The following is a 20,060-nucleotide window of genomic DNA, read 5'->3' as shown; positions in this document are numbered from 1 at the left end:
GACGTTTCCGCGCCCGAGTCCGGGGCCAGATCACTACGGTGGGTACACGACCCGTAGCTGCGAGGGGGAAGCGCATGACGGAACAGGAGTCGGGCGGGCTGGCACGGTTACGGCGGGCTGCCGGCCACACGCAGGAGACGTTCGTCAAGGCGTTCCGGCAGGAGTCCGCCCGCCTCGGCGTCGCCGCCGCGGTGAGCGTCCGCCAACTGCGACGGTGGGAGAGCGAGACGCCCCCGCCCCTGCCGCACCCGGGCCAGCAAGCCGTACTCGAAGCCATGTTCGGCATGCCCCTCGCCGAGATGGGGTTCGACGTCCCCGGTCATCGCGTGACGGTTGCGGCGCCGATCAGCGACGCTGGAGAGGTGAAGAGGAGAACGTTCGTCGCAGACGCGGGCGCCCTCGCTGCCGCTGCTCTGCTGCCCGCCGCACCGGGCCCACGCATCGGCACGGCCGATCTCGGGCGGCTGAGAGAGCGCCTCGACGGGCTCTACCAGACAGACCACACCGCGGGCAGTGTGCCGGCGAGCACGCAGGCCGAGCGCATCGAGGCGGAGATCACGCGAGCCCTGAGCAGCGCCTCGTACACCTCCGGTGTGGGCCGTGAGCTACAGACGATGCTCGCCGAGCTGCACGGGCACCGGGCCTGGTACGGCTACGACGGGGGACGCATCGGGGAGGGCCGCGCCGCATGCATGGAAGCCCTGGCCGCGGCGCAGCTCGTCGACAACCCGCTGCTACAGGTCTCCGTGCTGGAGACGCTCGTACTCCTGGCGGTCAAGGCCGGCCGGTCCTGGGAGGCTGCGAGTGCCGTCGAGAACGCCTACCGCCTCGCAACCCAAGCAGGGGCGGGTGCGACGGTGCACCTCGTGATCGCGTTGCGCGATGCCAACGTCGCCACGCACGCCGGGGACCTGCCGGGCGCCCGACGCGCCCTGTCCCGCGCCGTCAGCTACCAGGGGCGCGCGGACGCGGATACAGACGTGCCCAACTGGGCGAAGTTCGTAGGCCCGTTCGAGGTCGACTACGCCACGGCCGACATGTACGTACGAGCAGACCAGCCCAAGCGCGCCGTGCCGTTCCTCCGGGCGGCCGTGCGCGGGATTGGCGGTGGGCTCGCCCGGAACAGCGCCTCGTACCGCGTCAAGCTCGCCGGTGTACTCCTCGCCGCGGGGGAGGCCGACGAGGCGTGCGCTGAGGTGGGCGGCGTGCTGGATAACTGGGGAGGCATCGCCTCTCCCCGGCTGCTGGGCAAGGTGCACGATTTCCAGCGGGCGGCCGGGGTAGTCGACAGCCCAACCGCCCGCGAATGCGTGGCACGTATCCGCGAAACCGTGTGAGAGGGCCGCCGGATGAGTCAGCCAGCACAGGCCAGCGTCGAGCAGCTCGACGGGCCGGCCGCCGCCAGGGCCGAGGAAGCGTTCCGCCTGGTCTACGCCGAGGCGTTCGCCGAGCCGCCCTACGACGAGACCGAGACCGACGTCGCAGCCGCGTTCCGCCGCTTCCGGTCCCAGACCCGCAAGGCCACCTTTCGCGGCGCCCTGGCGAGCGCTTCGGACGGTGACGCCGTCGGCATGGCGTACGGCTACCCCCTCGGGCCGCAGACGGGCTGGTGGGACCAACTGACTGTGCCCGTGCCCGACGAGATGCGGCGCGAGGACGGCCGGCGGACGTTCGGCCTGATGGAACTTGCCGTGCGTGCCGCATGGCGCAGGCAGGGCATCGCCCGTCGCCTGCACGATGCCGTCCTCGACGGCACCGAGGCCGAGAGGGTCCTGCTCAACGTCCACCCGGACAGCAAGGCGGCCGTGTCCGCGTACCGGGCATGGGGGTACCGCAAGATCGGCGACGCGCGCCCTTGGGCTGGCGCGGACCTGCACGACGTGATGCTGCTCGACCTTCATTGAGCTGCTCCCCGCGCGCGTAAGGCGCAGCGACCGGTCGCGGGAGCCTTCCACCAAGCCCGCCGCCTATGCGCGCGAGGGAGGGGGGGAACCGGGTGCGCGCCGACGTTTCGAGGGCGGTTGTCAGTGCCCTGCGGTATTCGCGCGCGCCCGCGCACAAGGCGCGACCGGTCGGGAGGCAAAACTCGATCGCGACGGTGCCCGATCAGCTGCCTGTCCGCTACATTCAGTGGCCTTCCCGCGGGGAAATAGCTGCCCACCAGACGGCTACGAGAAGACTGAGGCCCGCGAGCAGTACGGCAATGGTGGCCGCCCTATACGCTCTGAGTCCTGGAACATTCCTCCTTTTCCCCTTCACCTCGCCGACCGGCCAGTCCGCAGAAGTCCAAGCAGAACCCAGAAGAACACCACCGATGATTACAAGGGTGACAAAGCTCGCTCGCACATAGGCGGTGACCTCACTGAAAGCATCCCGCGCAATCTCTCCGAAGAGGATCAGCCCACCCAGGCCGCCCGCCACGTATACGCAGAGGCTCTTCAATCTTTGTTGCGTCTGCTCGGCAGAGGGCTCACCTGACGCCCCCTCTCCCTCAACCATCACACATGCCAGTAGCTGTTCAGAAACCAATCAAAGAAATCCACGCTTTGCGAGATCTCTTCCGAGGTGAGCGGCTCCTCACCGAAGGCAACCCTGGCTCCGGCAGCGATGGTGACATTCGTGATGAACAACTCAGTCGCCCGATCCGCACGTAGCTCTTCGCGGTCCCGCACCACGGCGGCGGCCGACTCCACCGAGTCGCGCAGCTTTGCAGAATCCATCTGGATTCCCTGTTGACCGAGCACCACAGTTCCCCAATAGAGGCCGCGTTCGACCGGCGACGCCTCGGGGCTTAGTTCCGACATGACAATTCCTCGCACTGTCGATGACAACCCAGAGGGTTATGCCCCGGACATAGCACCAGGCAGCACTGGTGAAGAGGAAGCCACCCGTCTGGCGCCCAGGGGCCCGAGGCGATCTAGATTGGTCCCGCTAGGGGGTGCAGCAATGACTGAGGGGCGGCAGTCAAGTTCGGCGCCACGCTCATGGGGGGACGGTGGGGACGCAGAGGACGCTGTTGGCCGCTTCCCCTCTCCCTCTTCTTTGCCTCTCTGGGTGAAACAGAGAAGAGAGGGAGTGGAACCGTCCCCCACGTCCCCCTTTCGCTTGCTGTCCCGTCCTTGCCCGGGCCTGGGGGGACGATCAGCGGTTGAAGGCCCGTCCCCGCCGTCCCCCGGTGCGTCCCCCCGACATGAAAGCGCCCCGGGCGGCTGTTGCCGTTCCGGGGCGCGTGTCGGGGGCGGGGTCATGAGGCGGGGTCGTGAGTAACGGCGTACACCTTGCCGTGCTTATTGCTGCCCGAGGTACGCGCCACGTGAATACCGCGAGCGCGGAGCGCTGGAGCTACCTGCCGAATCCGGGCGCTCAGCACGGCCGGGGTCTTGGGCCAACCCTCGGCAAAGCCTCGGCCGTCGCTGCTGAGCTGCCGGTGCAGCTCGCCCATGGTCCCCCGCCATCCGCCGGGCGGGAAGGCAGGAGAGGCTGTCCAGTCGCGTAGCGCGCCGGCGACCGGATGACCGTCGAGGACGGCATCGTTCAAGGCGTCCTGCGCCCCGTTGAACGCATCGAGGCTGCGCCAGCCTGTGACCCTGTCGAGCGCGTGCAGCAGCTCGGCGAAATCGGCGAGTCGAGGCCGTTCGGTGAGGTCTGCGGCGGCTTGCGGGAGGTCGGCCCATACCTCGGCAGCGAGGTCGAGCAGGGCGCCAAGGATGCGGGGGTGCGCCTGCTCGTACGCGGTCCATAGCGCGCCCGCGGTGCGGCGCTGGTCTCGGCGGATGGGCTGGAGTTCGAGCGGCATCATGCGCTCGGCGAGGTCGTTACGGAGGGCGCCGAGGTCGATGCCGGTCAGCAGTACGGGGCGCTGGTAGGTCAGCACGTTCACGTCGTCGTCGGTGTAGAGAGCGCGGGTCACCTGCGCGTCACCGGTGACGATGCGGCACAGGGCATCGGACAGCCAGCCGGGCAGCCCCGAAAGGTTGTCGAGGGCGAGCACCCATCCGGCGGCCGTGGTCGGGCCGAGGTCGCGCAGGTTCTCGGGCGCCTGCCGCAGGGGCGCGCGGGCACCCTCGATGATCCCGGTGAGCATCTGGCCCGAGGTGCTCTTGCCAGTGCCCTGCTCACCGGTCAGGTACGCGATGGGGCGCGGCATCCCCGGGCGCAGCGCGGCCAGGAGCCACCCGATCGCGAGCGGCAGCGTCTCAGGGGTGAAGGGCAGCAGGGTGGAGAGTTCGCCGATGCCCTCGCGCCAGCCGCCGGCCGGGCGGTCGGGGCGGGGCAGTGGCCGAACCAGTTTGGTGCGGCGCCAGACCGGACCCGCCTCGGGGTCCGGGCACGTCAAGGTCCACCCGTCCGGGGCAATACGGACCGACTCCCCGTCGGGGCGGCCGATGTCGAGCCAAGACACCGCTGTGTCCTCGGGGTCCACACCGACGCGCAGGTGCAGCTCGGTCTCGGGCACGCGCATGGCGAGGGCGTCGAGCGTGGCAACGGCATCGGCGAGTGCGGTCTGCGAGGGGGTGCGGTCGTACTCGGTGACGTAAATACGGGTGAGGTGCTGCCGCAGGCTGCCGGTTCCGGTGTGCGCTGCTGCGCGCAACGGCACGGCGACGGCCGGACCGTCGTACGGGACTGCGTACGGGGCGCCATTGTGGTGCAGGTACCGGAACCGGTTCTGCCCGAGGACACGCAGCACCTCGGCCTGCGGGGGCTGCCGCTCCTGCTTCGCGGCACGCGGCTGCTCCCCACCCTGCTCCGCCCGTGGGAAGGGGACGACCGAGCGGGCGGCGGCAATCGGGTCAAAGGCCGGAGGGATCATGCGGCGGCCCCGGTGTGCGTGCGCGGGTTCCGCTCGCCTGCGGTGAGGCCGGAGCGAATCGCAGCCTCGGCCTCGCGGTCGGACAGCCCACCGTGCCGAGCCGCGTCGAGCAGTACGTCGACGAGCTGTCCGCGGTCGAGTCGGCCAGCCGCGCAGAGGGTGCCGAGGTTGAAGGAGGCGCGGTTGAGCGTGGCGTTCCGAGTGCCGGGCTGCGCCCCGGCGACAGTCCGCAGCTCGGCCTCGACAGCAGCCGCGGCGTACCCGCTGCCCATGGGGCGGGAGCGCCAAGGCAGCACGGTACGGGGCCTCTCGGGGCGCACGCGGTGCCCGGTGCGGTCGAGGTCGCGCGCCAGCCAGACGGGCAACTCGGCGACCGTGCGGCAGTCACCGAGCGCGGTGTACGTGCCGGCGCGGGTGACCGTGCCCGGGGCCACGGCGTACGAGGCGCCGGCGCGCACGTCGAGCTGCCAGCCCAGTGCGCCGGCGAGCGGGCGCCATGCCGTACCGGCCGGGGCACGGAACCAGTAGTGCAGTCCGCCGGACGGGGTGAGCACGGTCAGTGTCTGCGGACCGCAGCCAGGCAGCGTCGCACGTCGCGCCTCGACGAGCAGAGCGAGGGTGTCGCGGCCATCGGCGATGCTGCCAGGGGCGACGTCCTCGGGCAGGTCGACGCCCGGGAGCAGCTCGGACTGCTCCTCGGGAGGCTGTCCGCCGTGGCAGTCCACATCGAGTATCACCAGGCCGGATGGACCCGCGGCAACGCCGACGCCGGCGGACGGCATCCGGGCCCACCATGCGGCGATTCGCTCGGCGTCGGTGGTCGCGGCGAGCACGCCGTGACAGGGGCGGCCGGCGGCGATGCACTCGCAGCCGTGCCCATCGTGCGGGACGTGGTGAGGGTTGGGACGCTCCTTGGTCCCGGCTGCACAGCGGTCGCAGCCGCGCACAGGCAGCTTGGCACCCGGGGCAAGCGGGTGCACCGCGTAGCCCTGAGCGGCCAGCCACAGGGCGACGCGGAGCGGGTCAGGGGTCGGGGTCGGGGTCGTCAAACCGTCACCGCCCCAGCAGTGCGGCGAGGGTGGCCACGACAGCAGCGAGCCCGTCCGGGTCGGTGCCGTGCACCTGATACCCCGCGCTCCGAGCCAGTACGGCGGCGAGCGTCCGGGCGGTGTACTCGTCGATGTCGCGCGCACCTCCGATGAAGAGGCGCGCACGGAACCCGTTGGGTGTGGGGGTCAGTCCGCCCAACTCCCTCGTGGCATCAGGAAGCACCGCCCACCCGTGCGAAACGGGCAGGCGGTAGCTCATCGTCGGCAGGGCTGCCGAGCGGCGAGGAGTGATGACCGGGCTACTCACGCGGCACCCGCCTCGGTCGGCTCCTGGCTCTGAAAGCCGAGAAAGCGCAGCAGGTCGTACCGAGTGACGCGGTACTGCCGTCCAAGGCGCAGGACCCGCACCGGGTACTCGCCGTTCTTGGCCAGGGCGTACCCGGTCGTCCGGCCAAGGGCCAAGGCTCGGTTCGCCGTGTCGAGGTCGAAGCTGACGGGCAGGGCCATCAACTCGGCCGCTGTCATCCCCTTCACGTTCTGATCTTCGAGCGAGTGCAAGGCATCCTCCAGGGGGTTGGGCGCATCATTCCCCTTGAGCATGATCCCCTAGATCGGCTGGTGTCAACCCCACCCAGGGTGTAGCGTCCATTCCCGTGGAGAATGAACAGGGTCAGCAAGCAGACACCATGTGGGGCTACGGCTACGAGCCTGAAAAGGCACTGGGCGAAGCCCTGCGCTCACTCCGCACGGCACGCGGCATGTCGCAAGAAGACGTGGCGACGATGATGAGCCGGAGCGGTTTCTCCTGGCGCCAGACAACCGTCGCGAAGACGGAGGGCGGTTCACGCCCCGTCCGCGTCAACGAGGCTGCCGCTCTGGCCCTGTGCTTCGGCGTCTCCGTTAACGAGCTGCTCGGCAACCAGGCGGACAGCCCGGAACAGTCGCTGATCGAATCGACGTACCGGGTGTCGTTCTCGCTCTACCTGAGCACTCGACTCCGCACCGAGGAAGCACTCCGGCGCAAGGAAGCCGCAGAACGCGAGTACGAGGAATCCCTCGCTCAGCTCCGCGAGACGAAGCAGTCCTACGAAGAGGCAAGCCGAGCGTTCGACAAGGCGTTCCTCGACAGGCTCGGCGAGGGGGAGGAGAAGGATTGACCGGCTCGACCTTCAAACGGTGCGCCTGCCGCAACCCGGAAACGGGCAAGCAGTTCGGGCAGTCGTGCCCCAAGCTCACGCAGAAGCGCCACGGCCTATGGAACGTCCGGCAAGAGCTGCCGAACGACAAGGACGGCAAGCGCCGCACCTTCCGCCGCTCGGGCTACGCCACGAAGAACGAGGCGCAGGGCGACCTCGACCGGCTGCGCGCGCTGCTCAGCATCCCGGGTGACGATGACCCCGACGGGCGCCTGCTGATCGGCGACCTGCTCGAAACCGTCGCCTCCAAGAAGGAGGCCATACCCGACTACGAGGAGACTCAGCGTCGGTTCCGTACCGGCCAGTCCCTCACCGCCCGGCTGACCGTCGGCGACTGGCTCGACCAGTGGCTCGCCGGCAAGCGGCGCCGCGACTCCACCCTCGACGGATACGAGTCGCACATCCGTGTCCACTTGAAGCCGCACATCGGGCAGCACCGCCTCGACCGGCTGAACGTAGGCCACCTGGTCGAGCTGTTCGACGCGATCGAGGAGCACAACGAGGAGATCCTCGTCGAGAACGCCAACCGCCGGGCGCAGGTCGCGCTGAGCAAGCCGACCACACCGGGGCGACCGCTCCCCGCCGAGCGCGAGCGGATAGCCGCCGAGAGGGCCAAGCTCGCCGAGATGAAGCCGTTCCGAAAGGTCACCGGGCCGGCGACCCGACAGCGCGTTCGGGCCACTCTGCGAGCGGCCCTGAACGATGCCATTGCGCAGCAGCTCATCACCTTCAACCCGGCGTCACATGTCGAACTGGAGACCGGTAAGCGGCCCAAGGCACTCGTCTGGACCGAGGAGCGCATCGCCCAGTGGAAGCGGACGGGAGACAAGCCGTCGCCCGTCATGGTCTGGACGCCCGAGCAGACGGGCGCGTTCCTCGACCGTGCGGCGAAGCACCGCCTCTACGCGCTGTACCACCTGATCGCCTTCCGTGGCCTGCGCCGAGGCGAGGCGTGCGGCCAGCAGTGGACCGAGACCGACCTCGGGGCCGGGCTGCTCACCGTCGCCACTCAGCTCGTGCAGCGTGGCTGGAAGGTCGAGGAGTCCGCGCCCAAGACGGACAGCGGCGAGCGCGTGGTCGCCCTCGACTCCGAGACGGTGAAGGTGCTCGCGAAGCACCGCAAGCGGCAGGTGCGGGAGCGCCTCGCGTGGGGCGAGGCGTACGTCGACACCGGCCGGGTGTTCACGCAGGAAAACGGCGAGTGGCTCCACCCGGCATGGGTGACCGACCAGTTCCGGCGGCTGGCTGCCGAGGCGGGCCTGCCCCCGATCCGGCTGCACGACCTGCGCCACGGCGCGGCAACCCTCGCCCTTGCGGCCGGCGCCGAGATGAAGGTCGTACAGGAGATGCTCGGCCACTCCTCCATCACCATCACCTCGGACACGTACACCAGTGTCCTGCCCGAGGTCGCGCGCAAGGCTGCCGAGGCCGCAGTGAGGCTGGTCCCCCGGCAGGCCGTTCGTACCGCCGGGCTCACCTCGGGCTCACATCAGGCCACCGGACGCCCCGGGCACGACAAAGCGCCCCACCCGAAGAAGTCGAATGGGGCGCTAAGGCGCAGGTCAGAGGAAGGTTCCTCCGCCTCGCGAGCTGTAGGCCATGTCGGACTCGAACCGACAACCAACGGATTAAAAGTCCGCTGCTCTGCCAATTGAGCTAATGGCCCTCCATGTGCTCACCCCAGAGCATAGCCGCAGAGAGGCTGCTGGCCGATCGGGTATCGCCGGGTGTGGCCCCGGCGGTTTCCCGCCACGGGGTGCGGGTGGGGCGGAAGCGGCCGGAAAAGGGCTCGGCCCCCACCGCACCGGGGTGCTGTGGGGGCCGATTCCTCGTCAGGGGTTGCTCAGGCGTCAGCCGTTGCGCTTCCAGCGGGGCTTGTCGTCGCGGCGGGCGCCGAAGGAGCCGTTGCCGGACGGACGGTCGTCGCGGCGGAACCCGCCCGAGGGGCGGTCGTCACGGCGGAAGCCGCCACGGTCGCCACCACGGTCGTCACGGTTGAAGCCACCCGAGGGACGGTCGTCACGGCGGAAGCCGCCACGGTCGCCACCACGGTCATCGCGGTTGAAGCCACCCGAGGGACGGTCATCGCGACGGAAGCCACCCGACGGACGGTCATCGCGACGGAACCCACCCGACGGACGGTCATCGCGGCGGAAGCCGCCACGGTCGCCACCACGGTCGTCACGGTTGAAGCCACCCGAGGGACGGTCATCGCGACGGAAGCCACCCGACGGACGGTCGTCACGACGGAACCCACCCGACGGACGGTCATCGCGACGGAAGCCGCCACGGTCGCCACCACGGTCGTCACGGTTGAAGCCACCCGAGGGACGGTCGTCACGGCGGAAGCCACCCGACGGACGGTCGTCACGACGGAACCCACCCGACGGACGGTCATCGCGACGGAAGCCACCACGGTCGCCGCGGTCGCCACCACGGTCACCCCGGTCGTCGCGGCGGTTGTCGCGGCGCTCGAAGTTGCCCCGGTCGTCGCGGCGCTCGAAGCGCTGCTCCTGGGCGGCGGCCTGCGCGGCCTGCTCGGCCACGGCGGCGGCCAGCTCGGCCTCGGCGGCCTCGACGACCTCGGCGACGGCGGCCTCCGGGTCCTCACCGCGCTCGCGGGCGGAGCGGGCGACGAGGCGGTCCGCCTCCTCACGCAGCTCGGCGGCGCGACGCGTCGCGCGCTCCAGCTGCTTGGTGAGGTCGGCGACCTCGCGCTCGGCCTGCTTGGCGGCGTTGTTCGCCGAGTCGGCCTGGACCTCGGTGAGCGAGCGCGCACCGGTGATCTCGGCGACCTCCGGGTCGAAGGCGCCGGCCCCGCCGACGATGTGGCGCGAGGCGTCGACGCCCGCGTCCTCCATCAGGCGGAAGATCTGGCGGCGCTGGTGCGGCAGGGCCAGGGAGACCACGACGCCCGACTTGCCGGCGCGGGCGGTACGGCCCGAGCGGTGCAGGTAGTCCTTGTGGTCGCCGGCCGGGTCCACGTTGAGGACCAGGTCGATGCCGTCGACGTGGATGCCGCGGGCGGCGACGTCGGTGGCGACGAGCGCGTTGACGTAGCCGTCCTTGAAGTCGGCGAGGACGCGGGTACGGGCGCCCTGCGTCATGCCGCCGTGCAGCGCGTCGGCCTTCACGCCGGACTCGACGAGCTGCTCGGCGATGCGGTCGGCGCCCAGCTGGGTGCGGACGAAGATGATGGTGCGGCCCTTGCGGGCGGCGATGGCGGCCGTGACCGGGGCCTTGTCCTTCGGCTTCACGACGAGGACGTGGTGGGTCATGGTCGTGACGTTGCCCTGGGCGCTGTCGACCTCGTGGCTGACCGGGTTCGACAGGTAGCGCTTGACCAGGGTGCCGATCTCGTTCTCCATCGTGGCGGAGAAGAGCATGCGCTGGCCGCCGGCCGGGACCTGGTCGAGCAGCTCGGTGACCTCGGGCAGGAAGCCCAGGTCGGACATCTGGTCGGCCTCGTCGAGGACGGCGACCTCGACGCTCTCCAGGGAGCAGGCGCCGCGGTTGATGATGTCGCGCAGACGGCCGGGGGTGGCGACGAGGACGTCGACACCGCGCTCCAGGGCGTAGATCTGGTTACCCATGGAGGTACCGCCGCAGACGACCTTCATCTTCAGGCCGAGGACGTCGCCGTAGGGCTGGAGGGCGTCCGCGACCTGCATCGCGAGCTCGCGGGTCGGGGTGAGGATGACGGCGCGGGGCTTCTTCTTCTCCGTGTGGCCGTCGGCCAGGCGGGCCAGGGTCGGCAGACCGAAGGAGAGGGTCTTGCCGGAGCCGGTGCGGCCGCGGCCGAGGATGTCCTTGCCGGCCAGGGCGTCCGGGATGGTCGCGGCCTGGATCGGGAACGGGGTGGTGACGCCGTTCTGCGCGAGCTTGCGCACGACGCCCTCGGGCAGACCGAGGTCCGCGAAGGTGACCGTGGGCTCGGCGTCGGCGGCGTCCTCGTCGGAGTCGGCGGCGTCGGCCGTCACATCGGCCTCGAGCGCCTCGATGATCTCGTTCGCCTCCGCGGCCTCCATGGCCTCGGTCACGACAAGGGCCTCAACGGCGTCGACGATCTCGGTGGAGTCGTTCTCGGGCAGGACGGAACGGTCAGAACTGGAAATGGACATGCGAAATGCGAAACCTTCCGGAGTCTCGGCACGCGCCCAAACTCCGTGAATCGCAAATCGACCGCCTCAATGCGGTCAGCCACGGCTAGGGAGAGTACGCGCCACACGGCGCTCTTCGGATTCGGCGCCGGGCAATGGGATCAAACGATCTATAACCATACGCACCCTCCCGGGGGTCTGGCAAGTCGTTCCTGCGGAACCCCCTCCGACCTGGGACGCGACGCCGGGGTGCGATCCCCCCGGGACACCCCCCGCGACACCCCCGCGCCCCTGCTCTCAGGCCACGCTCGGCCCGGGTGAGGCCGGCGGCGTCTGGCTCGGAGTGGGTTGCGTCACAGGGGGCGTGGACTCCCCTCCACCGGGAGGGGTGGACCCCCCGGAACCGCCCGACCCCGACCCGCCGGCCCCGCCGGCCCCACCGGCCCCGCCCGCACCACCCGACCCCGATCCGGACCCGGACCCGGCCCCACCGGAGCCCGACCCCGAACCGGACCCCGACCCGGAACCACCCGCACCGGACCCGGACCCCGACCCCGAACCGCCGCCGGACGGCGCCTGGCCCCCCTGCCCGCCGGCCCCGCCCCCGGGACCGGCCGACGGCGAGGGCTGGCCCGGCTTGCCCGCGGGCGCGCCGGGGGTGGGCGAGGCCCCGGTCGCCCCGGAGGCCTTCCCCGGCTCACCGGACTTCCCGTCCTGCGGCGTGCCGTCCTTCACCCCGTGCCCGTTGCCGTGGATCCCGGAGCCGTGCCCGGCGCCCGCCGCCGCGCCCGCCCCGCCGGCGCCCTTGCCGCCCACCGAGGCGGCCGGCCCCGGTTTCGCGGCGTCCTCGCCGACGCTCATGCAGCCCGCGGTCGCCGCGACCGCGAGGGCGGAGACGGCCAGTCTGAGAGTGGTGGACAGGGAAGCGGGCAACGGGCGCACGGGGGCACCTCCGGAACGCGGGGCGGGGTCCGCGGTGAGCGGGTCAATGAGCCCAACTCCCTTTACCCCGTAAGAGACACGCCCCTTGTGCGGGCGAGCCGGACGGGCCGCCGCCGGGTCAGGCGAACAGCTGCCGCGCCACCTGCGAGCCCAGGGTCACGGCGCCCAGGCCGACGAGCACCGACGCCGCCACGTTCGCCGCGGCCAGGAACTTCCAGCCGCGCTCGGCCAGCCGCAGCGTCTCGTACGAGAACGTCGAGTACGTGCTCAGCGCCCCGCACAGCCCCGTCCCCAGCAGCAGCGACGTCCGCGAGGACCCCGCGCCGGCCAGGAGCGCCCCGCCGAGCACCCCCAGCACCAGGCAGGCGCCCGCGTTGACCACGAAGGTCCCCCACGGGAAGACGGAGTCGTGCCGCGCCTGCACGAACCGGTCGCCCAGGTACCGCAGCGGGGCCCCGACGGCCGCGCCCGCCACCACCAGCAGCCAGTTCACCCGGCCCCCCGCCGCCGCAGCGCCAGCCGGGCCAGCGCCGCCGCCGCCCACACCGCGCCCAGCGCGCCCACCAGGGTCAGCCCGGCGTACGCCAGCGCGAGCCCGGCCCGGCCCGCGTCCAGCAGCCGCGAGAAGTCCATCGCGTAGGTCGAGAAGGTGGTGAACCCGCCCAGCACCCCGGCGCCCGCGAAGGGCCGCAGCAGCGGGTGCGGGGAGCGCCGGCCGCCCTCGCTGATCAGCACCATCAGCACGCCGATCAGCGCGCAGCCGGCCACGTTGGTCCAGAAGGTCGCCCACGGGAACCCGTCGGCCGCGGCCGGCCACAGCAGCCCCACCGCGTAGCGGGCGCACGCCCCCAGGGCCCCGCCGACGGCCACCGCCGCGATGACGCGGCCCTGCGGCTCGGCGCGCTGGGCCGGGACGTGGAGGTCGACGTCCGGGTCGACCGCCTCGGCCCCCGGCAGGGGCCGGGTCACCCGTACCCCAGGGCGTGCAGGCGTTCGTCGTCGATGCCGAAGTGGTGGGCGATCTCGTGGACCACCGTCACCTCGGTCTCGGCGACCACGCTCTCCCGGTCCTCGCACATCCGCAGGGTGGGGTTGCGGTAGATCGTGATGCGGTCGGGGAGCACCCCGGCGTACCACTCGCCGCGCTCGGTGAGCGGGGTCCCCTCGTACAGGCCGAGCAGGTCGGGGTCGCCGGCCGGCGGCTCGTCCTCGACGAAGACCGCCACGTTGTCCATCAGCCGCGTCAGCTCCGGCGGGATCCGGTCCAGGGCCTCTGCGACGAGCTCCTCGAACTCCTCGCGCGTCATCTCCAGCACCCGGCCATTGTCGCCCCCGCGCAGGCCGTTCCCCCTGCCGGGCGGAATCCGTTTTGGCGATACCTCCTCCGATCCCATATGCTTCTCACGTCCCCGACGCGCTGCAAAGTGCCCGGCGGGCCTTTAGCCCTCATCGTCTAGTGGCCCAGGACGCCGCCCTTTCAAGGCGGTAGCACGGGTTCGAATCCCGTTGGGGGTACGCAACACCATGTGCAAGACTTGCTCTTGCACACACCAGGTCCTGTGGAGCAGTTGGTTAGCTCGCCACCCTGTCAAGGTGGAGGTCGCGGGTTCAAGTCCCGTCAGGATCGCTGAGGCTGGAAACAGTCTCGTGGCTGGGTAGCTCAGTTGGTACGAGCGATCGCCTGAAAAGCGATAGGTCGCCGGTTCGACCCCGGCCCCAGCCACAAAAGGAAGGCCCCGTCTCCGGACGGGGCCTTCCGCGTTTCACTCCTCTTCCTCCGCCTGCGCCTCTTCCGCACGGGCCGCCCGCCGCCAGCGCAGCAGCCCGAAGGCCACCGCCCCGGCGCCGACCAGCCCGAGCAGCGCCCAGTCCGGGACCGCGTCCGCGACGGCGCCCACCTTCTCCTCGACCGCGTACGAGTCGTCCACGTCCAGCAGCCCCGGCAGCGCGCTCGCCCCGTCGTAGACCAGGAACAGGGTGCCCAGGGCGATGAAGAAGAGCCCGGACAGCAGCGAGGTCGTGTGCAGTTCCAGGCGCCCCACGCGCAGGGCGCGGCCGCGCAGCCAGCGCCGCCGGCCCAGGTCGAAGCGCTCCCAGAGCAGGGCCAGCACGAACAGCGGTACGGCCATGCCCAGGGCGTAGACCGCCAGCAGCAGGCCGCCGTAGACCGGGCTGCCGCTGACCGCCGCCACCGTCAGCACGCTGCCCAGGATCGGGCCCGCGCAGAAGCCGGCCAGCCCGTAGACCGCGCCGAGCGCGTACACCGACAGGGCGGTGGTCGGGCGGATCCGCCCCGAGAGCTCGGAGAGCCGCTTCGGGGCGAAGCCGAGGCCGAGGATCTGTGCCAGGCCCAGGGCGATGATCAGCCAGCCGCCGGCCAGGACGAGCTGGTCGCGGTGGGAGTGGAAGAACCGGCCCGCGAACGAGCCGGCCGCCCCGAGCGGGACGAGGGTGGTGGCGAGGCCCGCGTAGAAGATCCCCGTGCGGGCCAGGAGCCGGGAGCGGGAGTCGACGGAGTAGGCGAAGAAGGCCGGCAGCAGCAGGGCGCTGCACGGGCTGAGCAGGGCGAGGAGGCCGCCGAGGAGGGCGGCGGCGTACCCGATGCCGCCGCTCACTGGCCGGCCTTCGCCTGCGCCTTGGCCCGGGCGATGGCCGTGGTGAAGGCGTCGAGGGGCTGGGCGCCCGCGAGGGGCTGCCCGTTGACGAGGAAGGAGGGGGTGGACCGGACGCCGATGCGGTAGCCCTCCTCCCGGTCGCGGCGCAGCGCGGCGGCGGCCTGCTCGCCGGCCAGGTCGGCCTTGAAGCGCTCCAGGTCGGGGACGCCGGCCTCGCGGGCCAGCTCGACCAGCCGGTCCTCGCCGAAGCCCTTGGCCTTGGCGCCCTCGGCGTAGGCGGCGGCGTGGAAGGCGGTGAAGCGGTCCTGCTGCCCGGCGGCCCAGGCCGCCTTGGCGGCGGCCTCGGACTCGGCGCCGAAGATCGGGAAGTTGCGCCACTCGATGCGCAGGGTGCCGTCCGCGACGTACTTCTTCACCAGTTCGGGCTCGGTGTCCCGGGCGAACTTTCCGCAGTAGCCGCACTTGAAGTCGGAGTACTCGATCAGGACGACGGGCGCGTCGGTGCGGCCCACGGCGAGCTTGTCGCCGGCTTCGCGGCGGGCGAGCGCCTTCAGCTCGTCGAAGGCGCCGGTGTCGGCGTCGGGCGTGTCGGACGCGGAGGCGCCGGCGCTGGCGCTGGCGGCCGGGCGGTGTTCCTTGTCCTGGGGCGCGGTGGCCTGCCAGGAGACGACGCCGAGGGTGATCGCGGCGACGGCGACCCCGGCGGCGTACAGCAGGGGCTTACGGGAGGACGTGCGGGAGGTGGGCATACGGGTGCTCCAGAGCGGGACGTACGGGGGACCGGCGGACCGGCTCCCCTACACCCGCATCACGTTCAGCTCCACCGGCCCCGGCGCCCGCTGGCCGGGCCCGCGCACGGGCACCTGTACGCATGCGGCCCGGTACGGCCGCACCCCCTCGGGCACGGCCCGTGCCACGAGGACGGACCCGTGCTCGTGCCCGGCCCGGGCCGGCAGGGCGGGTTCGGTCCCGGCCCCGCCGGAACCGGGCGCGCAGGCGGGCCCCGGCCCGGGCTCGGCGCCCGCGACGACGGCCCGCGGCCCGTCACCCGGGCGGGCGGCCGCCCGTCCGGCCCCGGCCGGGGCGGCCGCGGCGGATGCGGCCCCCGCCCGGGCGCCGACGGCCTGTGGCGCGGGGTGGCGGTCCGCCGTACCCGGTACCGGCCCGGCCAGGGCCAGGACCAGGGCCAGGACGCCCATGACCAGCGCGAACAGTGCGGCGGCCGGCGGGCGGGTGCGGCGACGGCAGGACAAGGGTGGGCTGCCTCTCACTCGCCGAACTGGGGGACTCGTCCCGAAATGGTACGGGGAGGGGCACAAATGCGTTCGCCACCCGCCGGGCACAGGTGACATCCTCGAGCAGGTATGTCTACTTCCTTCGCCGCCCTGCAGACGCTCCTCGGAGAGATCTCCCTCCGGGACGCGCACCGCCTCGGCCGCCGCCTCGAGGGCGCCCGCCGCATCCGCAAGCCCGAGGCCAGGCAGGCCGTGCTCGACGAGATCGCCGCGGAGGCCGAGAAGGCCGCCGCGCGACTGGCCGGCCGCGCCTCGCGCATGCCGGAGGTCACGTATCCCGAGAACCTTCCCGTCAGCCAGAAGAAGGACGAGATCGCCGAGGCGATACGCGACCACCAGGTCGTGATCGTCGCGGGCGAGACCGGCTCCGGGAAGACCACGCAGATCCCCAAGATCTGCATGGAGCTGGGGCGCGGCGTCCGGGGGATGATCGGGCACACCCAGCCCCGCCGGATCGCCGCCCGCACGGTGGCGGAGCGCATCGCCGAGGAGCTGGGGTCCGAGATCGGGCAGACGGTCGGCTGGAAGGTCCGCTTCACCGACCAGGTGAACCCGGACGCGACCTTCGTGAAGCTGATGACGGACGGCATCCTGCTCGCCGAGATCCAGACGGACCGCGAGCTGCGCGCCTACGACACGATCATCATCGACGAGGCCCACGAGCGCAGCCTCAACATCGACTTCCTGCTCGGCTACCTGGCCCAGCTGCTGCCCAAGCGCCCCGACCTCAAGGTCGTGATCACTTCCGCGACCATCGACCCGGAGCGCTTCTCCCGCCACTTCGGCGACGCCCCGATCGTCGAGGTCAGCGGCCGTACGTACCCGGTGGAGGTGCGCTACCGGCCGCTGCTGGAGGAGGAGTCCGAGGAGAGCGACCGTGACCAGATCACCGCGATCTGCGACGCCGTCGACGAGCTCCAGGGCGAGGGCCCGGGCGACATCCTGGTCTTCCTCTCCGGTGAGCGGGAGATCCGCGACACCGCCGACGCCCTGATCAAGAAGAAGCTCCGCTTCACCGAGGTGCTGCCGCTCTACGCCCGCCTCTCGCACGCCGAGCAGCACCGGGTGTTCCAGCAGCACACCGGCCGCCGGATCGTCCTGGCGACCAACGTCGCGGAGACCTCCCTGACGGTCCCCGGCATCAAGTACGTGATCGACCCGGGCACGGCCCGCATCTCCCGCTACAGCCACCGCACCAAGGTGCAGCGGCTGCCCATCGAGCGGATCAGCCAGGCCAGCGCCAACCAGCGCAAGGGCCGCTGCGGCCGTACCAGCGACGGCATCTGCATCCGGCTGTACTCCGAGGACGACTTCAACGCCCGGCCGGAGTTCACGGACGCCGAGATCCTGCGGACGAACCTGGCCTCCGTCATCCTCCAGATGACCGCGGCCGGTCTCGGCGAGATCGAGAAGTTCCCCTTCATCGACCCGCCGGACCACCGCAACATCCGCGACGGCGTCCAGCTGCTCCAGGAGCTCGGCGCGCTCGACCCGGCGGAGAAGGACCCCAAGAAGCGGCTCACCCCGATGGGCCGGCAGCTCTCCCAGCTGCCGGTGGACCCGCGCCTGGCCCGCATGGTCGTCGAGGCGGACAAGAACAACTGCGTCCGCGAGGTCATGGTCATCGCGGCGGCCCTCTCGATCCAGGACCCGCGCGAGCGCCCGTCGGACAAGCAGACGCAGGCGGACCAGAACCACGCCCGGTTCAAGGACGAGACCAGCGACTTCCTCTCCTTCCTGAACATGTGGCGCTACGTCCGCGAGCAGCAGAAGGAGCGCGGCTCGGCCTCCTTCCGCCGGATGTGCAAGCAGGAGTACCTGAACTTCCTGCGGATCCGGGAGTGGCAGGACATCTACGCCCAGCTGCGCACGGTCGCGAAGACGATGGGCATCCACGTCAACGAGGCCGACGCCGCAGAGACGAACATCCACATCTCGCTGCTGGCCGGCCTGCTGTCGCACATCGGTCTGAAGGACACCGACAAGAACGAGTACCTGGGCGCGCGGTCCGCGAAGTTCGCGGTCTTCCCGGGGTCGGCGCTGTTCAAGAAGCAGCCGAAGTTCCTGATGTCGGCGGAGCTGGTGGAGACCTCCCGGCTGTGGGCGCGGGTCAACGCCAAGGTGGAGCCCGAGTGGGTGGAGCCCCTGGCGCAGCACCTGATCAAGCGCACGTACAGCGAGCCGCACTGGGAGAAGGACCAGGCGGCCGTGATGGCGTACGAGAAGGTCACCCTGTACGGGGTGCCGATCGTCGCCCAGCGGAAGATCAACTACGGCCGGATCGATCCCGAGGTCTCGCGCGAGCTGTTCATCCGCAATGCCCTGGTCGAGGGCGACTGGCGCACCCACCACAAGTTCTACGCCGACAACCGCAAGCTGCTGACCGAGGTCGAGGAGCTGGAGAACCGGGCGCGGCGCCGCGACATCGTCGTGGACGACGAGACCCTGTTCGACTTCTACGACCAGCGGATCCCCGAGCACGTGGTGTCGGGGGCGCACTTCGACTCCTGGTGGAAGCACAAGCGGCGCGAGGAGCCCGAACTCCTCGACTTCGAGCGCGAGATGCTGCTGACGGAGAAGGCGGCCGGGGTCACCAAGGCCGACTATCCGGACTCCTGGCGGCAGGGGCAGCTGAAGTTCCGGGTGACCTACCAGTTCGAGCCGGGTGCGGACGCGGACGGTGTGACCGTGCACATCCCGCTCCAGGTGCTGAACCAGGTCACCGAGGAGGGCTTCGACTGGCAGATCCCGGGTCTGCGCGAGGAGGTCGTCACCGAGCTGATCCGCTCGCTGCCCAAGCCGATCCGCCGGCACTACGTGCCCGCGCCGAACTACGCCTCCCGCTTCCTGGAGAAGCCGCCGTCGCTCCAGGAGCCGCTGCCGGTGGTGCTGGCGCGCGAGCTCCAGCGGATGGTGGGGGTGCCGGTCTCGGCGGAGGACTTCGACCTCTCCCGGATCCCGGACCACTTGAAGATCACCTTCCGGATCGTTGACGAGCGCCGGCGCAAGCTGGCCGAGGCCAAGGACCTGGAGGCCCTGCGCCTCCAGCTGAAGCCGAAGGCCCGCCAGGCCCTGTCCAAGGCCGCGGCCGCCACCGCCGAACGGGCGGGCGGGGAGTCGGTGGAGCGCTCCGGGCTGACCGACTGGACGATCGGCTCCCTGGCGAAGGTCTTCGAGACCCGGCGGGCCGGGCAGCCGGTGAAGGCCTACCCGGCGCTGGTGGACGAGGGGACGAGCGTCGCGGTGCGGCTCTTCGACACCGAGGCCGAGCAGCAGCAGGCGATGTGGCTGGGCACCCGGCGGCTGATCCTGCTCAACATCCCGGTGAACCCGGCGAAGTTCGCCTCGGACAAGCTGACCAACCAGCAGAAGCTGGCCCTCTCCCGCAATCCGCACGGCTCCATCCAGGCGCTGTTCGACGACTGCGCGACCGCGGCCACCGACAAGCTGATCGCCGACCACGGCGGTCCGGCCTGGGACGAGGCGGGCTTCCGCCGGCTGTTCGACGCGGTGCGGGCCGACCTGGTGGACACCACCGTGCGGACCGTGGGGCAGGTGCAGCAGGTCCTGGCGGCCTGGCAGGCCTGCGAGCGGCGGCTGAAGGCCACCAACAGCCTGGCCCTGATGGCGAACGTCGCGGACGTGAAGGCGCAGCTGGCGGCCCTGGTGCCGGCCGGTTTCGTGACGCTGACCGGGCTGAAGCGGCTGCCGGACCTGATGCGCTACCTGGTGGCGGCCGACCGGCGGCTCCAGCAGATGCCGACGGGCGCCCAGCGCGACACCACCCGCATGGAGAAGGTCCACGAGATGCGGGACGAGTACCTGTGGCTGCTGGAGCAGCTGCCGAAGGGGCGGCCCGTGCCGGAGGCGGTCACCGAGATCCGCTGGATGATCGAGGAGCTGCGGGTCAGCTACTTCGCGCACGCGCTGGGGACGGCGTACCCGATCTCGGACAAGCGCATCGTGAAGGCGGTGGACGCCCTCGCTCCGTGATCGCGGGGCGGCCTGGTTCGACCCCGCCCCCGGGCTGCTGTACAGTTCTGTCTCGCA

At 71.3% G+C, this 20,060-nt stretch carries 16 protein-coding genes, 4 tRNA genes and 1 pseudogene; 8 read left to right on the top strand and 13 right to left on the bottom strand.

What is annotated here, in order from left to right; translation table 11 throughout:
• Positions 1-74: 74 nt before the first annotated feature.
• Complete coding sequence (locus B4U46_RS18795; protein ID WP_079428922.1) at positions 75-1,337, top strand: hypothetical protein; 1,263 nt, start codon at positions 75-77, stop codon at positions 1,335-1,337.
• 12 nt (positions 1,338-1,349) lie between these two features.
• Positions 1,350-1,904 carry a GNAT family N-acetyltransferase gene (locus tag B4U46_RS18790; protein ID WP_079428921.1) on the top strand — a complete coding sequence of 185 codons (555 nt, stop codon included), beginning with the start codon at positions 1,350-1,352 and terminating at the stop codon, positions 1,902-1,904.
• 594 nt (positions 1,905-2,498) lie between these two features.
• Here the strand turns inward: B4U46_RS18790 and B4U46_RS18785 are convergent.
• The 5 genes from B4U46_RS18785 to B4U46_RS18765 all read right to left on the bottom strand — a co-directional run bounded on the left by B4U46_RS18785 (position 2,499) and on the right by B4U46_RS18765 (position 6,387).
• Positions 2,499-2,804 carry a hypothetical protein gene (locus B4U46_RS18785; protein WP_079428920.1) on the bottom strand — a complete coding sequence of 102 codons (306 nt, stop codon included), beginning with the start codon at positions 2,802-2,804 and terminating at the stop codon, positions 2,499-2,501.
• A 440-nt stretch (positions 2,805-3,244) separates the two neighbouring features.
• Positions 3,245-4,813, bottom strand: a complete 1,569-nt coding sequence (locus B4U46_RS18780; protein WP_079428919.1) for a hypothetical protein — start codon at positions 4,811-4,813, stop codon at positions 3,245-3,247.
• On the bottom strand, positions 4,810-5,862 hold the full coding sequence (locus B4U46_RS18775) for a bifunctional DNA primase/polymerase (RefSeq protein ID WP_079428918.1): 1,053 nt from the start codon (positions 5,860-5,862) through the stop codon (positions 4,810-4,812). Before B4U46_RS18775 ends, B4U46_RS18780 begins: the two co-directional genes overlap by 4 nt.
• Positions 5,863-5,866: 4 nt before the next feature.
• On the bottom strand, positions 5,867-6,169 hold the full coding sequence (locus B4U46_RS18770) for a hypothetical protein (protein WP_079428917.1): 303 nt from the start codon (positions 6,167-6,169) through the stop codon (positions 5,867-5,869).
• Positions 6,166-6,387 carry an integrase gene (locus B4U46_RS18765; protein ID WP_079431846.1) on the bottom strand — a complete coding sequence of 74 codons (222 nt, stop codon included), beginning with the start codon at positions 6,385-6,387 and terminating at the stop codon, positions 6,166-6,168. The genes B4U46_RS18770 and B4U46_RS18765 overlap by 4 nt, the downstream gene beginning before the upstream one ends.
• Positions 6,388-6,515: 128 nt before the next feature.
• Here B4U46_RS18765 and B4U46_RS18760 point away from each other — a divergent pair, with 128 nt between their 5' ends.
• Both B4U46_RS18760 and B4U46_RS18755 read left to right on the top strand, forming a co-directional pair.
• A complete protein-coding gene (locus tag B4U46_RS18760; protein WP_123995809.1) occupies positions 6,516-7,019 on the top strand; it encodes a helix-turn-helix domain-containing protein in 504 nt (167 codons plus the stop codon).
• Positions 7,016-8,623: pseudogene (locus tag B4U46_RS18755) on the top strand (tyrosine-type recombinase/integrase); the annotation flags it as partial. The gene B4U46_RS18760 and the pseudogene B4U46_RS18755, both read left to right, overlap by 4 nt.
• 28 nt (positions 8,624-8,651) lie before the next feature.
• Here B4U46_RS18755 and B4U46_RS18750 read toward each other — a convergent pair.
• From B4U46_RS18750 to B4U46_RS18725, 5 genes are all read right to left on the bottom strand, one after another.
• A tRNA-Lys gene (locus B4U46_RS18750) sits at positions 8,652-8,724 on the bottom strand.
• A 184-nt stretch (positions 8,725-8,908) separates the two neighbouring features.
• The gene (locus tag B4U46_RS18745; protein ID WP_079428915.1) at positions 8,909-11,179 is read right to left on the bottom strand and encodes a DEAD/DEAH box helicase; all 2,271 of its coding nucleotides are present in this window, start codon (positions 11,177-11,179) and stop codon (positions 8,909-8,911) included.
• A 1,039-nt stretch (positions 11,180-12,218) separates the two neighbouring features.
• Positions 12,219-12,593 carry a fluoride efflux transporter FluC gene (locus B4U46_RS18735; protein WP_079431845.1) on the bottom strand — a complete coding sequence of 125 codons (375 nt, stop codon included), beginning with the start codon at positions 12,591-12,593 and terminating at the stop codon, positions 12,219-12,221.
• A complete protein-coding gene (locus tag B4U46_RS18730; protein ID WP_079428913.1) occupies positions 12,590-13,069 on the bottom strand; it encodes a fluoride efflux transporter FluC in 480 nt (159 codons plus the stop codon). Before B4U46_RS18730 ends, B4U46_RS18735 begins: the two co-directional genes overlap by 4 nt.
• Positions 13,066-13,416 carry a metallopeptidase family protein gene (locus tag B4U46_RS18725; protein ID WP_045946535.1) on the bottom strand — a complete coding sequence of 117 codons (351 nt, stop codon included), beginning with the start codon at positions 13,414-13,416 and terminating at the stop codon, positions 13,066-13,068. The genes B4U46_RS18730 and B4U46_RS18725 overlap by 4 nt, the downstream gene beginning before the upstream one ends.
• A gap of 126 nt (positions 13,417-13,542) precedes the next feature.
• Between B4U46_RS18725 and B4U46_RS18720 the strand changes: the two genes are divergently transcribed.
• From B4U46_RS18720 to B4U46_RS18710, 3 genes are all read left to right on the top strand, one after another.
• Positions 13,543-13,615: transfer RNA gene (locus B4U46_RS18720), tRNA-Glu, on the top strand.
• Between the two features lie 38 nt (positions 13,616-13,653).
• Positions 13,654-13,727 (top strand) — tRNA-Asp (locus B4U46_RS18715).
• Positions 13,728-13,749: 22 nt separating this feature from the next.
• Positions 13,750-13,823: transfer RNA gene (locus B4U46_RS18710), tRNA-Phe, on the top strand.
• Positions 13,824-13,863: 40 nt separating this feature from the next.
• Here B4U46_RS18710 and B4U46_RS18705 read toward each other — a convergent pair.
• The 3 genes from B4U46_RS18705 to B4U46_RS37425 are packed head-to-tail and all read right to left on the bottom strand — an operon-like array spanning position 13,864 to position 15,968.
• On the bottom strand, positions 13,864-14,715 hold the full coding sequence (locus B4U46_RS18705; protein WP_079428911.1) for a cytochrome c biogenesis CcdA family protein: 852 nt from the start codon (positions 14,713-14,715) through the stop codon (positions 13,864-13,866).
• The gene (locus B4U46_RS18700; RefSeq protein ID WP_079428910.1) at positions 14,712-15,464 is read right to left on the bottom strand and encodes a DsbA family protein; all 753 of its coding nucleotides are present in this window, start codon (positions 15,462-15,464) and stop codon (positions 14,712-14,714) included. Before B4U46_RS18700 ends, B4U46_RS18705 begins: the two co-directional genes overlap by 4 nt.
• A gap of 48 nt (positions 15,465-15,512) precedes the next feature.
• The gene (locus tag B4U46_RS37425) at positions 15,513-15,968 is read right to left on the bottom strand and encodes a hypothetical protein (protein ID WP_123995808.1); all 456 of its coding nucleotides are present in this window, start codon (positions 15,966-15,968) and stop codon (positions 15,513-15,515) included.
• Between the two features lie 111 nt (positions 15,969-16,079).
• Between B4U46_RS37425 and hrpA the strand changes: the two genes are divergently transcribed.
• The gene (gene hrpA / locus B4U46_RS18695) at positions 16,080-20,003 is read left to right on the top strand and encodes an ATP-dependent RNA helicase HrpA (protein ID WP_079428909.1); all 3,924 of its coding nucleotides are present in this window, start codon (positions 16,080-16,082) and stop codon (positions 20,001-20,003) included.
• The last annotated feature ends 57 nt before the right edge of the window (positions 20,004-20,060 follow it).

Source organism: Streptomyces katrae (assembly GCF_002028425.1).
Lineage (GTDB): Bacteria > Actinomycetota > Actinomycetes > Streptomycetales > Streptomycetaceae > Streptomyces > Streptomyces katrae_A.
Note: the sequence above shows the minus strand (reverse complement) of the source record. Positions and strands in the feature narration are given on the sequence as shown.